Source organism: Shewanella colwelliana ATCC 39565 (assembly GCF_000518705.1).
Taxonomy (GTDB): Bacteria; Pseudomonadota; Gammaproteobacteria; order Enterobacterales; family Shewanellaceae; genus Shewanella; species Shewanella colwelliana.
Window position 1 is genome coordinate 24069 of the sequence record NZ_KI912481.1, and the last position, 14440, is coordinate 38508.

Here is a 14440-nt window from a genome sequence, read left to right on the forward strand (position 1 = left end):
CGGAGAGGTGGCCGAGTGGCCGAAGGCGCTCCCCTGCTAAGGGAGTATGGGCTTTAAATCCCATCGAGGGTTCGAATCCCTCCTTCTCCGCCATTATTAAAACCCGTAACGAAAGTTGCGGGTTTTTTTATGCCTGTTATTTTTGTTGGCTATTTTGGTGATTAAGACACAAACACACTAAGATGTGTTGTTTTCTAATTATCCCTATCAACCATTCTCATCTGTGGTTTAACAACCCAGCTTTCTTGGCTATGAAGCCTAATTGCATAAGCGTTGCTAAGTCTTTGGATGGCAATGTCTTCAGTTTTCTTATGCCTCTCCACGCTGAGTGAATACCTTTGCATTAGACTATTGTCTGTTCATATTCCTGAATTCAATTTTCATTCATATTACCGCGAGAATCTTACTTTTTGTCATAAATGGTAATTATTTTGAGGATATCTCATTATATTGGCGCCTTATGTAAGGAATTCTCATCTGCAGGCTTTTTTGTTAATTAATTTTGGTAAGACCAATTTACAAGCTGTTGGCATTTTTGTTATAGATTAGTTATTGTTTATTCGGTGTCGAACAGATTCAAGCTAAGTCCTAGCAAAAGATCACCTTGATAAGGTGATTTTTTTTTGCTTATTTAGTGAATAAATACGCCTAGATGCGTTTTGCGCTATTGAGGTGGGACTAACAGCTATACCAAAGAGGACGATATGGATTCGATTGCGCAACAAGTAACCGATGCACTTGGCATTATGATATTAGGGATGGGATTGGTTTTCATATTTCTTTCTACCTTAATCCTAGGCGTTAAATTAGTGGCTTGGAAGTTTGGGCCTAAACTACATGATGTAAATGCTAAGCCTACGGCACGGAACGGTGCAGAGGTTAAGCAGGGCATCGATCCTAAAATGGTTGCCGTGATCACCGCAGCAATTCATCAGCACCGCGCTAAAGCACAATAAAAAAGTAGGGAGTTATTATGAGCAAGCCACTTGCATTAACCGACGTTGTCTTACGAGATGCTCATCAGTCTATTCTTGCGACTCGTCTTCGTACTGAAGATATGCTTCCTATCGCACCATTATTGGATAAGGTAGGCTTTTGGTCACTGGAATCTTGGGGCGGCGCAACATTTGACTCTTGTATCCGCTATTTAGGCGAAGATCCATGGGAACGTATTCGTGAGTTGAAGAAGGTGATGCCTAATACGCCACAACAGATGTTACTACGTGGTCAAAACTTATTAGGTTATCGTCACTACGCTGATGATTTAGTGCACCGTTTTGTTGAACGCGCCCACAGCAATGGCGTGGATGTCTTCCGTATTTTTGATGCCATGAACGACGTGCGCAACCTTGAGACAGCGGTGAAGGCGGTTGTCGATGTTGGTGGACATGCCCAAGGGACTATCTCTTATACAACTAGCCCGGTGCACACCCTCGACACTTGGGTGGATATGGCTAAGCGCCTTGAGGATATGGGGTGTCACTCATTGTGTATCAAAGATATGGCTGGTTTGCTTAAGCCATTTGATGCATTCGACTTAATTAGTCAACTTAAGTCACAAACCAACCTAATCGTATCTATGCAGTGTCATGCGACCACTGGGTTAAGTACAGCAACCTATCAAAAGGCGATAGAAGCGGGCATTGATGTGTTAGATACAGCCATCTCATCAATGAGTCAGACTTATGGCCATAGTGCTACAGAGACGCTTGTGGCGATGGTTGAGGATACAGAGCGGGCTACAGGCTATGATATGGCGCTGCTTGAAGAGATTGCAGCCTATTTTAGAGAGGTGCGCAAGAAGTACGCCGCTTTCGAAGGAGAGCTAAAAGGTATCGATTCGCGTATTCTTCGCGCGCAGGTACCTGGTGGTATGTTGACTAATATGGAAAACCAACTTCGTGAACAAGGTGCGGCAGACAAGCTAGATCTTGTTCTCGAAGAGATCCCTAAAGTGCGTGAAGATCTCGGCTTTTTACCATTAGTTACCCCAACGTCACAAATTGTGGGTACCCAGGCGGTAATTAACGTCTTAACGGGTGAGCGTTACAAGTCGATGACCAAAGAGACCGAAGGTGTGCTGAAGGGCGAGTACGGTGCTACTCCTGCACCTGTCAATAAAGCGCTGCAAGCTCGTGTGCTTGATGGCGCTGAGGCTATCGTTTGTCGCCCAGCAGATTTACTTGACGCTGAACTGGATAAGTTACGTGCAGAGTTAACCGCTAAGGCAAAGGAAGAGGAAATAACATTAGCATCAGATCTTGATGATGACGTTTTAACCTATGCGTTGTTCCCACAAATCGGACTTAAGTTTCTCAAGAATCGTAATAATCCCGATGCATTTGAGCCTAAACCTGAAGCGCCATCTGCAAGCAATACCACTGCAACCGCGCAAGTCAGTACCGCGACAAATGGTGGGCCAGAAACCTATACCGTTAATGTCCAAGGGCAGAGTTTTGTGGTCGAAGTCTCCCCAGGTGGTGATATTACTCAAGTGGTGGCTAGCGAGAATGTGGTGCCGTTTACCGCGCCAGTATCGGCACCAACGGGGGCGATAAAAGCTGCAATGAATGCACCGCTTTCGGGTAACATTTTTAAAGTGAATGTTCGAGCTGGCGACGCAGTTAAAGCTGGTGATGTCGTGATCATTCTAGAAGCGATGAAAATGGAGACAGAGATCCGCGCCGAGTCTGATGGTGTTATCAGTGAGGTTTGGGTTAAAGAGGGTGACTCTGTTGCCGTAGGCAATCAACTACTTGCCATAGCTTAGGAGCTAGTATGGAAGGTTTATTAGCTTTTTGGGCCGAGTCGGGGATCGCCAACTTTACTGGTGGACAACTACTGATGATGGCGGTGGGCGGTTTGTTACTCTATCTGGCCATCGTTCGTGGGTTTGAGCCCCTGCTGCTGCTGCCCATAGGTTTTGGTGCCGTGTTAGCAAACATCCCTAACGGTGGTTTTACCGATGAAGGGGGCTTACTCTATTTTGCTTATCACGTCGGAATTGAAACTGGCGTTTTTCCACTCCTTATCTTTATGGGGGGTCGGGGCACTAACAGACTTTGGAGCATTAATCGCTAATCCAAAGATGTTACTGCTAGGTGCTGCTGCCCAATTTGGTATTTTCGCCACCTTGATTGGTGCGATAGCGTTAAATGCGGTTCCAGGGTTTGAGTTCACTATGCAAGATGCTGCGGCCATTGCCATTATTGGTGGTGCAGATGGACCAACGGCAATCTTTTTGGCGTCTAAATTGGCTCCAGAGCTGCTGGGGGCTATTGCGGTAGCTGCTTATTCATATATGGCGCTAGTACCGATTATCCAGCCACCGATTATGAAGCTGCTAACCACTGAGAGCGAGCGCCAAATCAAGATGGAACAGCTCAGAGAGGTTAGTAAGAAGGAGAAGATCTTTTTTCCTTTGATGGTGTTGGGATTAACGATACTGTTTCTTCCTGCTGCAACGCCATTAGTTGGGATGTTCTGTTTAGGTAACTTGATGCGCGAATCAGGGGTAGTTGATAGGCTATCCAGCACTGCTCAAAATGAGCTGATCAACATAGTGACTATTTTCCTTGGTTTGGCGGTAGGCTCAAAGCTTTCTGCTGATAAGTTTCTGCAATTGGAAACCTTAGGGATTTTGGTGTTGGGGGCTGTCGCATTTGGTATTGGTACTGCTACCGGTGTATTAATGGCCAAGCTAATGAGTAAGTTATCTGGCGGTAAGATTAACCCATTGATTGGTGCTGCTGGGGTCTCCGCTGTGCCGATGGCTGCGAGGGTGGTTAACAAGGTCGGGCTGGAGTCTAACCAACAAAACTTCTTGTTGATGCATGCGATGGGGCCTAATGTTGCGGGAGTATTGGGTTCGGCAGTTGCAGCAGGGGTATTGTTGGCGGTACTAGGCTGATCTCTTGAGGTTTACCTGATTAAACACATAATGGCCTGCTACTCAGCAGGTCATTTTTATATTTGGCTAACTAATTGTTTCAACGATGATATAGTCTATATCGAACTTTTCTTAATCAAGCTAATTCTTAATCAGTTGATGTAGATCAACAAGTCTCTATCTGATCTGTAGTCTGATAACGGTGATGTATCTCACAAGTATTGGGATTATTTGAACTGAATGAGGATGACGATGATGGAATTACAACCTAACTGCTATACCGATTTGTGTGTGAATGGCAAATGGTTTCACTATGATCACGGCGAGCGTTCAGTTTTCATGTTAAACGGTGGCAGCCCATTAACGTTTGAGCTGGATTCGTTACCTAAAACCGAAGCTGAACTTGAAGCTCACCTTAGCATTATCTCTGATCAAATGTGATGACACAGCAGTGATAGCAAACGCTTATCACTGCTGTATGCCTGGCTATGAACCACAACATTTTTTGTATTTTTTGCCGCTGCCACAAATGCAGGGATCATTACGCTGTGGTTTTTTCTCTACCGTTGTGGTTTGAGGTTTATTTAAAATCCCCATCAAGGCACTAATATCTTCAACCGCTTCAGGCTTGATTTCGATGTCAGCAACGAGCTGATGCTCATCAGCTAACGCCTTAATTTCCGTATATCTTGCTTCGTTATTGACGATAATGGCTAACGGAAAGGCCTCGCTGCCTGGTTTAGCTGCGCGCTTTGTGTTGTAGCCATAACTTTCATGTTTTGGCTTGGGGGTTTTTCGGCCCTTGAAAAAGAATTTGTCAGACATTTTGAGTCCAGAGCATTGCCCTAAGGGCGGATGAAAAGGGGCGCTATCTTACCAGAACTTTAAAATGGTGCTAGTAGAAGATACAGACTTAGCTACGCAGGTTTTGTCCAGCGGTGATCCAAAGCAAAAATCCAAGCGATGCAATTACGGTAGCGCTGATGGCTATGATGTAGATAAACCCTTTTCTACCCTGCTTTAGTGGCACGCCATTCAGGAACAGGAACATTGTCCAAAAAAGACAAAGTAAAATAGGCAAAAGGAAAATCCGTGTCATAGTACCCTCAAAGTTTTGCACGTTGTTTGCGCAAGTATAATATGAATTTTGCTATTTATCTCAATTTGAACAGACCATTACAGACAAAAAGCCGCATGCGCGGCTTTTTAAATTTTTGTGAGGAGTAGGGCTAACTGCTAGCTCGTGGTTTGAGAGACAACCTCATCCTCTTGCGCGTTAAACTGAACCTCATCTAATTGACCTTCAGACTTCCCAACAACGACAGCGGTCATCATGTCACCTGTGACGTTAGTTGCCGTTCTTATCATATCGATGACGCGGTCAATGGCAGCAATAAAGGCGATCCCTTCTAGCGGTAAGCCAACCACACCCAAGGTGACTGATAACATCACCATAGCGCTACCAGGTACGCCAGCTGTGCCCACCGAAGCCACTGTGGCGGTGACGGCAATCAGCATATAGTCGGTCATATCCAGAGGAATAGCGTAAATTTGTGCAATAAATATGGCCGCAATAGCTGGGTAAATACCGCCACAACCATCCATGTTCATGGTCGCGCCTAATGGCAAGACAAATGCAGCATAGCGTTTTGATACACCCATGGATTCGGTGCAGCGAGTGCTGGCAGGTAATGTGCCGAAACTTGATGCGGTAGTAAAGGCCACCAATTGAGCAGGCATGGCTTTACGGAAAAACTGAACCGGGCTAAGTTTTGCTGCGAATTTAATCAAACCACCGTAAACAAACAAGATATGGATAAGGGCTGCAATATAGATTGCTGCAATGAACTTACCTAATGGTAACAGTGTCGAAATACCGTACTCACCAACAACCCAAGCCATTAAGCCGAATACACCAATAGGTGTAAGTTGTAGCACCATACGGGTTAATTGAAACATCACTTCTGCGCCCGCTTCGATAGTGCGTTTTAGCGGCTCAGCTTTTTCACCTATCTGATTAATCGCTATGCCTACAAGGGCCGCAAAGACGATGATCTGTAATACTTTGCCCTCAGCAAGTGACGCAAATGGATTGACTGGGATCATATCCAGCAGGACTTGTGCAAAGCCTGGGATATTACGTTCACGCACCTCGCTGGTGGCAAGCTCTAAGCTGCCCCCCATATCGATAAGGCTACCAACGGTTAGGCCAATTAGTGAGGCTAGGGTGCCGGTAAACATAAACATGGCTAATGTTTTGAAGCTAAGACGCTTTAAACTCACGTCATTGCCAAGGCTGGTAATACTGACGACAATGGCACAGAAAATGAGTGGTGCAACCAACATCTTGATTGCCGAAATAAATAGGTCGCCTAATGGCTTAAGCATGGTTGCCTGTTCACCAAGTACGATTCCAAGGCCGACCCCTAAAATAAAACCAGCTAATACTTTCTTCCAAAATGGGATCTGTTTAATTGTTTGCCACATGGGATAAATTCCAAATTTATTTTGTTGTTTTAATCGTGGGTGTTTTAGCATGAGCTATGAAAGCTTATCAACCTACACCTTTTTAGCCGTCCATTCTATAGAGAGCATGACTTGCATAACAAACCTAATTTGTTATAACTTATTGTCATTAAAAAGATTGTTTTAATAACTTTAAAAGTTAACCTTTGAGTAACAAGGCGTAGACCGTTGAAATTGATCATAAAAAATTACGAATTTTCATTAGGTAAGCCATTATGAGCGCGTTATGGTTGATGTTTAGTGGTGCATTTGTTGCTGCGACTTTGTTGCCGGGTGGATCAGAAGTTTTACTTGCCGCCTTGATCAATGATTCGACAGATACGTGGCTGGCATTGGTTATTGCCGCGACAGTCGGCAATACATTGGGTTCTATCACCAGCTATTATTTGGGCTATGCTGGCCGATTCGCGAAGACACCTGAAGCGCTCAGTACTGGACGGTATCGACACAGTATCGCACTAGTGCAGCGCTATGGCTGCTGGAGTTTACTGCTCGCGTGGGCACCAGTCATTGGTGACCTTCTCTGTTTGCTTGCAGGTTGGGTTAAACTACCTGTGATTAAGTCAACAGTGATGATTTTTATAGGAAAAGGATTGCGCTATCTGCTGATCGCAGCAATGGCGTTACATTGGTTGTAAGCAATGATTTGCTTAATGTATGGAGTTATAATTAATGAAAAAATGGATATTAGCTGCAGCAATTTCTGCAGCGTTAACGGCCTGTTCTGCGTCTCAGTCACCAACTGCTTTACCACAAGGGGTGACCCTATTGGAAACGGTGACTGTCGCCGACTCTGCAGTTGGAATTCCTTATAAAAAATATATGTTGGCTAATGGGTTAACTGTGGTGCTGCATCAAGACAGCTCAGATCCTTTAGTGCATGTTGATGTGACATACCATGTGGGCTCGGCAAGAGAACTGCCGGGACGTTCAGGTTTTGCTCACCTGTTCGAACACATGATGTTTCAGGGGTCAGAACATGTTGGTGATGAACAGCATTTCAAGACGGTAACCGAAGCAGGTGGCACACTCAATGGCACCACCAACACTGATCGCACTAACTATTTTGAGACCGTGCCGAGTAATCAGCTTGAAAAAATGCTCTGGTTAGAATCTGATCGTATGGGTTATTTTTTGCCAGCGCTGACTGAAGAAAAATTTGAAGTGCAGCGTGAAACCGTTAAAAATGAACGTGCACAACGGATTGATAATCAACCCTACGGCCGCATGAACGAGCGCTTTAATCAGGCATTTTACCCTGCCGGACATCAATATTCATGGCCTGTTATCGGATGGCCTGCGGATTTAGATCGCGCGAATGTGGATGATGTGAAGCATTTCTTTCAACGCTGGTATGGCCCTAATAATGCGACGCTAACTATCGGCGGCGACTTTGATGAAGTGCAAGCGTTGGCATGGATCAATAAGTATTTCGGCGAGATCCCTCGCGGCCCAGAAGTCACGGGTGAAACAAAGGAGTTAGTGACTTTAGATGCAACACGTTATATTTCGATGGAAGATCGGGTGCATTTACCTTTGCTGCGCATTGCATTTCCAATGGTTTACGCGAGTCATGAAGATGAGGCGGCTTTGGATCTACTCGCCAATATCATAGGTGGTGGGCCGACGTCGCTTGTCTATAAAAATCTAGTCAAAGATGGCTATGCCGTGCAAGCGGGGGTGAGTCACCCTTGTCAAGAGTTGGCCTGTCAGTTTTCTATTTATGCGTTAGCGAACCCTGCACGTGGTGGTCAGCTAAGCGATATTGAGCAGCGCGTTAAAGAGTCTATTGCGGAGTTTGAGGAACGTGGCGTCACCGATGCGGATCTACAGAAAGTAAAAGTTCAATTTGAAGCCAGTACTATTTTTGGTCTGCAGAGCGTCAAAGGAAAAGTGTCGACCTTGGCACTTAATCAAACTTTCTTTGGTGATCCAGACCGAATCGCGTTTGATTTAAAACGCTATGCAGGAGTGACGAAGGCTGATGTCATGCGTGTTTTTAATACCTATATTAAAGGCAAGCCAATGGTAGTGATGAGTGTTGTTCCAGAGGGGCAAAAGCAACTTATTGCTCATGCTGATAACTTTATTGCGCCAGCCCCAAAGGTGGCTGATGAAGCTGTTTCAGGTGTCAATGCCATCGCTTTGGCAAGTTCCTCCTTTGATCGCAGTGTCATGCCCGTAGCGCAACAAGCACCAGTGATCACCGCACCAGTATTGTGGACGGGTAACTTGCAAAATGGCATACCTGTTATGGGGACGACCAGCGAAGAAACCCCGACCGTTGAACTCGTTATCTACCTTAATGGCGGTCATCGTCTCGTTGATATTAAACAGGCGGGCTTAGCCAACCTCACTGCATCGTTATTAAATGAGTCAAGCCAAAAGAGAACGACTGAGGAGCTGGCGCAAGCACTCGAGATGTTGGGTAGTTCGGTCAGCTTTGGTGCGAGTACTTATCAAAGCTACATCAAGGTCTCTACGTTGACCTCTCATCTAGATGAGACATTGGCTATCGTCAATGAAAAGCTCTTTGAACCAGGCTTTAAGGCTGCAGACTTTGAGCGAATCAAGCAGCAACATCTGCAAAGTTTACAACATATGCAGTCTGATCCTAACTACATTGCAGACAGTACATTTGATGCACTGCTTTTTGGCGCAGACACGCCGTTAGGGGTCAGCAGCCAAGGCACTATGGCGAGTGTTGCTGCGTTAACGCTTGAGGATGTTAGGGCTTTCTATCAAGTGCAATATCGTGCAGGCAATGCGCAGATGGTCGTGGTTGGGGATTTAAATAAAGATAAATTGATGAACAAGCTTGCAGGTTTTGCGACGTGGCAGGGAGACAGCAGTAAGCTCCCTGCAATGAAGCCATTGCCAGCGCTGGCGGGTGGGCATGTATATCTGTTGGATAAGCCTGGGGCCGCGCAGTCGGTGATTAAAATCGGTAAACGCGCAATGCCTTATGATGCGACTGGTGATTACTTCAAATCTTACTTGATGAACTACCCGCTTGGTGGTGCGTTCAATAGCCGAATTAACCTCAACCTTCGTGAAGACAAAGGTTACACCTACGGCGCAAGAAGCTATTTTTCTGGTGGCAGTGAAGAGGGGCTATTTGAAGCGTCAGCGAGCGTGCGCACCGATGTGACCGCCGAAGCTATGGTAGAGTTTGCCAATGAGATTAATGGGTATCAAGCATCAGGCATGACTGAGAAAGAGCTGATGTTTATGAGAAACTCTATCTCTCAGGGGCAGGCGCTCGATTACGAAACACCTTATCAAAAAGCGGGCTTTATGCGACGTATCCAACGTTTTGGGTTAGATGCAGACTTTACCCAAACTCAAGCACAGATCATTAATACCATCTCAAAAGAGACATTGAACAAGTTAGCCAGTTCTGAGCTAAAACTTGATGAGATGATAGTGCTTATCGTGGGCGATAGAGCTAAGATTGAAAAAAATATTAAGGCCTTGGGCTATCCGGTTACCGTATTAGAGTTGTAATCGGTGAGACTTGACCCAATATAAGGATCGCGGTGAAACCATTTTAGGCTCACCGCTTTATTTTTATTTCCCTTGCCTATCATCTAGCTCAACGGCTATTTTGTGGTGATGTTGAAATCATTTACGCTTTTTTCAGGTCTGTCCTGCAAAGCATCATAATGACGTAATAAGAGACAAAGATATTGAAATCTTTCAACGAAGTGATTGGCCAACTCGATGACGAGCAGGGGCGAAGTGCATTAAAAGGTATGCAACGTGGTATCGAAAGAGAAGCGCTGCGTATTGAAGCATCGGGGCACTTGGCTACCGATAAACATCCTAAAAGCCTTGGCTCTGCATTGACCCATTCGCGGATAACGACCGATTACAGTGAGTCGTTACTCGAGTTTATTACGCCAGTGCATGAAAATATCGATACCTTGTTGACCGATCTCACTCAGACCCATGCATTCACGGTTCGCAATATTGGTGAGCAGCGGTTGTGGCCTGTTAGCATGCCTTGTTATGTCGGTGATCTGGCTGATATTCCTATTGCTGATTATGGCGAGTCCAATGTGGGGCAGCTTAAGCGTCTATATCGTAAAGGGTTAACCTATCGCTATGGTGCGCAGATGCAAATTATTTCTGGTGTACATTTTAATTTCTCAGTATCAGAGCAGTTGTGGGATCGTTTATATCAACAGAGTGATAAGTCATTAAGTCGTTGTGACTTTATTTCAGAGTCTTATTTTGGGCTTATCCGCAATTATCGCCGTTTAGTGTGGGTACTCCCTTATCTATTTGGTGCATCACCTGCCTTGTGTGGTTCTTTTATTAAGGATCAACAAACTGATCTGGCCTTCGAAAAGCTGGGCAAAGGCACACTATATCTACCCTATGCGACATCGTTGCGAATGAGTGATCTGGGTTATACCAATAAAGAACAGGAAAGACTGCACATCAGTTACAACTCACTCGGTGAATACCTTGAGGGGATAAAAGCGGCGATAGAGATGCCGTCGGCACATTTCGAAGCGATCGGCGTTAAAGTTGACGGCGAATATCGACAGCTGAACGCTAACGTTTTACAAATCGAGAATGAATTTTATTCACCTATTCGGGCCAAGCGTGTTGGAGTGAGCGGTGAAAAACCCTCTGAAGCTTTAGCCCGTGCAGGGGTTGAATATATTGAAGTCAGAGCACTAGATGTTAATCCGTTTAGCCCTGTAGGTATCGATGCGGACCAAGTTCGTTTTCTTGACCTGTTTCTACTGCATTGCCTGCTTAGCCCGTCGCCGAATACTAGTGAGGCTGATGAACAAGAGATTAGTCACAACCTGAATACGGTTATCATTGAAGGGCGTAAGCCTGGATTGATGTTACAGCAACACGGTGAACCCCAGTTAATGGCGACCTGGTTAAATAGCTTATTTGCCGAGTTAAATAGCTTAGCGACTATGCTAGATGGTGATGAAAATGGCCAATATAAGCAGGCGATTGCTCAGTGGCAAGCTGCGGTAGACGATCCTGCAAAGACCTTCTCTGGACGTATTTTGAATCAATTGCTCGAGAGCCAAATTGACCATAGTTATTGGGTAAAAGATCTGGCACAGACTTATTACCAGCAGTTGATGGATTACCCTCTGAGCACGCAGCAAGAACAAGCATACCAGCAGGCTGCCGCATCATCGTTAGCGGCTCAGGCGCAATTGGAGTCAAATGAAAAGGTAAGTTTTGAAGACTATCTGGTTGATTACTTTGCGCCAAAGTTAGATTTAGTTGAGCAGGTTGGATGAGAATCGCGGCGTTAGTCATTTGGTGTTTAGCCCTTGTATCGGGCTGTTCATCAATACCAGATACGCAAAATCAGTGCGGAATGGTATCTGGCTATCTAGCGCCCAATATGGATGAGGGCTTCTATCGTGTCGTGGTGACTCATCTCGATGGTGTCCCTGTGATCTCAAGACCAAACTACGAACTTGCCCCTGGGCGATATCAGTTTACGGTTGCAGAGCTAATAGATTCGCCTCGTTTAAAGGTTAAACTGGCTGCGCGCGCACCTAAAACCTTAACGATAGATGTTAAGTCAAACCAGCGTTACCACATCGGTGCGCAATTCAATCAAGATAAGGTCTATCGTGGCTTGAGCAGTGATTATTGGCAACCGGTTGTTTGGTCGCAAGAGCAACATGAGTGCGAACTAATCCCATCTGAAGGTATTGATTAACTTAACTATTAACAACTGTGCAATTGATTATGATTGCTATCAATGTGACACTATCAGTTCGTTTATGGGCTTTATTCGGTATTATTGATGATTAAAACTTTCATGGCAGTCATTGCAGGAGTGCTGGCACTTTTACTGACAGGCTGCGCGACAGCTCCACCTCAAAACCCTGAGAATTTGTGTGCCATCTACCAAGAGAATCGCGATTGGTACAAGGCCGCAGTGAAGACTCGTGAAAAGTGGGGCGTGCCTGTGCACGTTCCGTTAGCCATGATGTATCAAGAAAGCTCGTTTAAACACAATGCGGCGCCGCCGATGGAATACTTTTTAGGCTTCATCCCAATAGGACGAGCCAGCGATGCCTATGGCTATGCGCAAGCAAAAACCATGACTTGGGATGATTATGTCAAAGAAACTGGCAACTCATGGTCGAGTCGCAGTGACTTTGATGATGCAATGGATTTTATGGGGTGGTTTATCTATAAAACACATAAAATCAACGGGGTATCAAAGTGGGATGCCCGCAACCAGTATTTGAATTATCACGAAGGCTGGGGCGGCTATAAACGTAAGACCTACAATCAAAAAGCTTGGTTGATTAAAGTTGCCGATAAGGTCGATGCGCGCTCGAAACGCTACGCGGCGCAGTATCGCAGTTGCCAAGAAGATCTCGACTCATCATGGTTATGGCGTCTCTTCTTTGGTTAAGCCCATCATTAAAAACCTCGATAGTATCGAGGTTTTTTTTGGCTAATGTCTTTCTTGCTGGGTATGTTGCTGATGTATTTGCGCTAATTGGAAAGGTATTTGAGTATCTAGAGCTGCTAACCTGTAATAATATCAGTTGTATCACAGAGCTGCAGCGATTCAGGGCTAGCATCTGCCAACCAGCGGTATCGGTTTCGCAATTGAGTGGCGAAGCGCATCGAATTTAAGGTGATTCGCTCAAAATGCTCAGCAACAAAAGCAGAGTTGAGTGATCATTTAAATTGACTTAAATAATATTCTCGTTTGATATTGAGATATAGCTGTTCGCTATGGCAAACAATATGAGTTGGTATATTCTCTTGAATGGCTAGGTTTTGGCAAACTTAGGCCACTACTCACCGCTAACATCAATTTTTCACTGTTTTATAGGCGCAAAAATGACTATAATGCGCGCAAAATAATAGCTCTACCCTACAAATAAAGGATAAAAGATGACTAAGCCATTTGTTGCTGTATTAATGGGATCGGACTCTGACTTGCCTACTATGCAAGGCACCTTAGATATACTAAAGACCTTTGGTATTCAGTTCGAAGCTAAAGTGACCTCAGCGCATCGCACACCTGCAGCGACGCATGCTTATGTGACAGATGCTGAAGCGCGTGGTTGTAAAGTCTTTATCTGTGCAGCGGGACTTGCCGCTCACCTTGCTGGTGCGGTTGCTGGTATCACTACTCGTCCTGTTATTGGTGTTCCAGTGGATTGTGGTCCATTACAAGGTCACGATGCCTTACTCTCTACAGTAATGATGCCTGGCGGTGTACCTGTTGCAACAGTGGCTATTGGCAGCGCTGGTGCGAAAAACGCGGGTTACCTTGCGGCGCAAATGCTAGCTGTTGGCGATGATGCATTAGCTATTGCGGTTAAAGAAGAGCGTGCCAAGTCTGCCGAAGCCGTTCAAGCGAAAGATGCCAAGTTACAAGAAAAACTGGCGAACGCATAAGCGTTAACCCAATCTCAATGTGAAAGCCGCAAGTGACACCTTGCGGCTTTTTTGTGACCTAAATTTATACTGATTGTTATAACCCTTTTACGAGCCTACTCCGTTAGTATCTATATCTTTAAATACGATTCCCGATAGAAAATGTGGTAAGGAACCTAATGTTTGGTCAACTTACAGCACGGTTAACAGACGTGTTGCGCTGCGTTTTAGGGAGGTTGGAGTAAGACAATGCCTTATATCGAGCTTGCTAGCTTTATCGCATCCAGAGGGCGTTTAAGTGCTCTGTTAATGCTGTCCATTATGTCGGTTGCTGAGGTTAGTGCTTGTGGAACAGTAATTGAAATGAGTTCGCTGTCGCAAACTAGAGAGACCATCCCAGACCCCGTGCCAATGATACCTAAAGTCGTAAAGCAGGAAAGACTTGAAGTGACGCCAGTGCCTGTTTGGCATAAAGGGATGCATAATTTGACTAAACCCATAGACAAACCTTGGCCGCCACAACCAGAGCCGAAACCACAAGTAATGGGCGAATTGAAAAACGACACTTGGTGAGTGGCAGCGATATTATATTTTGGATTTTACCTGTATAGGTCTTGTAAGCCA

13 protein-coding genes, 1 tRNA gene and 1 pseudogene are annotated in these 14440 nt (G+C 45.2%); 12 read left to right on the forward strand and 3 right to left on the reverse strand.

The features are described from left to right. Nucleotide 1 precedes the first annotated feature (1 nt). The 5 genes and pseudogenes from L876_RS0119265 (at nt 2) to L876_RS0119285 (ending at nt 4330) form a co-directional block, all read left to right on the forward strand. Nucleotides 2–93: transfer RNA gene (locus L876_RS0119265), tRNA-Ser, on the forward strand. A 611-nt stretch (nt 94–704) separates the two neighbouring features. Further along, nucleotides 705–956 carry an OadG family protein gene (locus tag L876_RS0119270; protein WP_028765293.1) on the forward strand — a complete coding sequence of 84 codons (252 nt, stop codon included), beginning with the start codon at nt 705–707 and terminating at the stop codon, nt 954–956. Between the two features lie 17 nt (nt 957–973). Further along, nucleotides 974–2770, forward strand: coding sequence for a sodium-extruding oxaloacetate decarboxylase subunit alpha (gene oadA, locus L876_RS0119275; protein ID WP_028765294.1), 1797 nt, complete (start codon nt 974–976; stop codon nt 2768–2770). Nucleotides 2771–2778: 8 nt separating this feature from the next. Then, nucleotides 2779–3910, forward strand: a pseudogene (locus tag L876_RS22135) (sodium ion-translocating decarboxylase subunit beta). A gap of 234 nt (nt 3911–4144) precedes the next feature. After that, a complete protein-coding gene (locus tag L876_RS0119285; RefSeq protein ID WP_028765295.1) occupies nt 4145–4330 on the forward strand; it encodes a hypothetical protein in 186 nt (61 codons plus the stop codon). A gap of 45 nt (nt 4331–4375) precedes the next feature. Here the strand turns inward: L876_RS0119285 and L876_RS0119290 are convergent, their stop codons facing one another. The 3 genes from L876_RS0119290 to L876_RS0119300 all read right to left on the reverse strand — a co-directional run bounded on the left by L876_RS0119290 (nt 4376) and on the right by L876_RS0119300 (nt 6376). Further along, a complete protein-coding gene (locus L876_RS0119290; protein ID WP_028765296.1) occupies nt 4376–4714 on the reverse strand; it encodes a PBPRA1643 family SWIM/SEC-C metal-binding motif protein in 339 nt (112 codons plus the stop codon). Nucleotides 4715–4802: 88 nt separating this feature from the next. Then, nucleotides 4803–4988, reverse strand: coding sequence for a hypothetical protein (locus tag L876_RS23095; protein WP_037429348.1), 186 nt, complete (start codon nt 4986–4988; stop codon nt 4803–4805). A 137-nt stretch (nt 4989–5125) separates the two neighbouring features. Beyond that, on the reverse strand, nt 5126–6376 hold the full coding sequence (locus L876_RS0119300; RefSeq protein ID WP_028765297.1) for a dicarboxylate/amino acid:cation symporter: 1251 nt from the start codon (nt 6374–6376) through the stop codon (nt 5126–5128). A 254-nt stretch (nt 6377–6630) separates the two neighbouring features. Here L876_RS0119300 and L876_RS0119305 point away from each other — a divergent pair, with 254 nt between their 5' ends. From L876_RS0119305 to L876_RS0119335, 7 genes are all read left to right on the forward strand, one after another. Continuing rightward, a complete protein-coding gene (locus L876_RS0119305) occupies nt 6631–7053 on the forward strand; it encodes a YqaA family protein (protein WP_028765298.1) in 423 nt (140 codons plus the stop codon). A gap of 34 nt (nt 7054–7087) precedes the next feature. Next, nucleotides 7088–9922: a M16 family metallopeptidase gene (locus L876_RS0119310; protein WP_028765299.1), complete on the forward strand. Its 2835-nt coding sequence runs from the start codon at nt 7088–7090 to the stop codon at nt 9920–9922. A 182-nt stretch (nt 9923–10104) separates the two neighbouring features. Further along, nucleotides 10105–11697 (forward strand): glutamate--cysteine ligase, encoded by a 1593-nt coding sequence (gene gshA / locus L876_RS22145; RefSeq protein ID WP_037429350.1) that lies wholly within the window; start codon nt 10105–10107, stop codon nt 11695–11697. Then, a complete protein-coding gene (locus tag L876_RS0119320) occupies nt 11694–12128 on the forward strand; it encodes a hypothetical protein (protein WP_028765300.1) in 435 nt (144 codons plus the stop codon). The genes gshA and L876_RS0119320 overlap by 4 nt, the downstream gene beginning before the upstream one ends. Before the next feature lie 87 nt (nt 12129–12215). Beyond that, nucleotides 12216–12836, forward strand: a complete 621-nt coding sequence (locus L876_RS0119325) for a transglycosylase SLT domain-containing protein (RefSeq protein ID WP_175427314.1) — start codon at nt 12216–12218, stop codon at nt 12834–12836. A gap of 491 nt (nt 12837–13327) precedes the next feature. Next, a complete protein-coding gene (purE, locus tag L876_RS0119330) occupies nt 13328–13837 on the forward strand; it encodes a 5-(carboxyamino)imidazole ribonucleotide mutase (RefSeq protein WP_028765302.1) in 510 nt (169 codons plus the stop codon). Between the two features lie 228 nt (nt 13838–14065). Then, a complete protein-coding gene (locus tag L876_RS0119335) occupies nt 14066–14389 on the forward strand; it encodes a hypothetical protein (RefSeq protein WP_028765303.1) in 324 nt (107 codons plus the stop codon). Nucleotides 14390–14440: the final 51 nt, after the last annotated feature.

Excerpts from the sequence above, each read along its gene's own strand:
- L876_RS0119270 (WP_028765293.1), top strand. The coding sequence starts at position 705 with ATGGATTCGATTGCGCAACAAGTAACCGATGCACTTGGCATTATGATA.
- oadA (WP_028765294.1), top strand. The coding sequence starts at position 974 with ATGAGCAAGCCACTTGCATTAACCGACGTTGTCTTACGAGATGCTCAT.
- L876_RS0119285 (WP_028765295.1), top strand. The coding sequence starts at position 4,145 with ATGGAATTACAACCTAACTGCTATACCGATTTGTGTGTGAATGGCAAA.
- L876_RS0119290 (WP_028765296.1), bottom strand. The coding sequence starts at position 4,714 with ATGTCTGACAAATTCTTTTTCAAGGGCCGAAAAACCCCCAAGCCAAAA.
- L876_RS23095 (WP_037429348.1), bottom strand. The coding sequence starts at position 4,988 with ATGACACGGATTTTCCTTTTGCCTATTTTACTTTGTCTTTTTTGGACA.
- L876_RS0119300 (WP_028765297.1), bottom strand. The coding sequence starts at position 6,376 with ATGTGGCAAACAATTAAACAGATCCCATTTTGGAAGAAAGTATTAGCT.
- L876_RS0119305 (WP_028765298.1), top strand. The coding sequence starts at position 6,631 with ATGAGCGCGTTATGGTTGATGTTTAGTGGTGCATTTGTTGCTGCGACT.
- L876_RS0119310 (WP_028765299.1), top strand. The coding sequence starts at position 7,088 with ATGAAAAAATGGATATTAGCTGCAGCAATTTCTGCAGCGTTAACGGCC.
- L876_RS0119320 (WP_028765300.1), top strand. The coding sequence starts at position 11,694 with ATGAGAATCGCGGCGTTAGTCATTTGGTGTTTAGCCCTTGTATCGGGC.
- L876_RS0119325 (WP_175427314.1), top strand. The coding sequence starts at position 12,216 with ATGATTAAAACTTTCATGGCAGTCATTGCAGGAGTGCTGGCACTTTTA.
- purE (WP_028765302.1), top strand. The coding sequence starts at position 13,328 with ATGACTAAGCCATTTGTTGCTGTATTAATGGGATCGGACTCTGACTTG.
- L876_RS0119335 (WP_028765303.1), top strand. The coding sequence starts at position 14,066 with ATGCCTTATATCGAGCTTGCTAGCTTTATCGCATCCAGAGGGCGTTTA.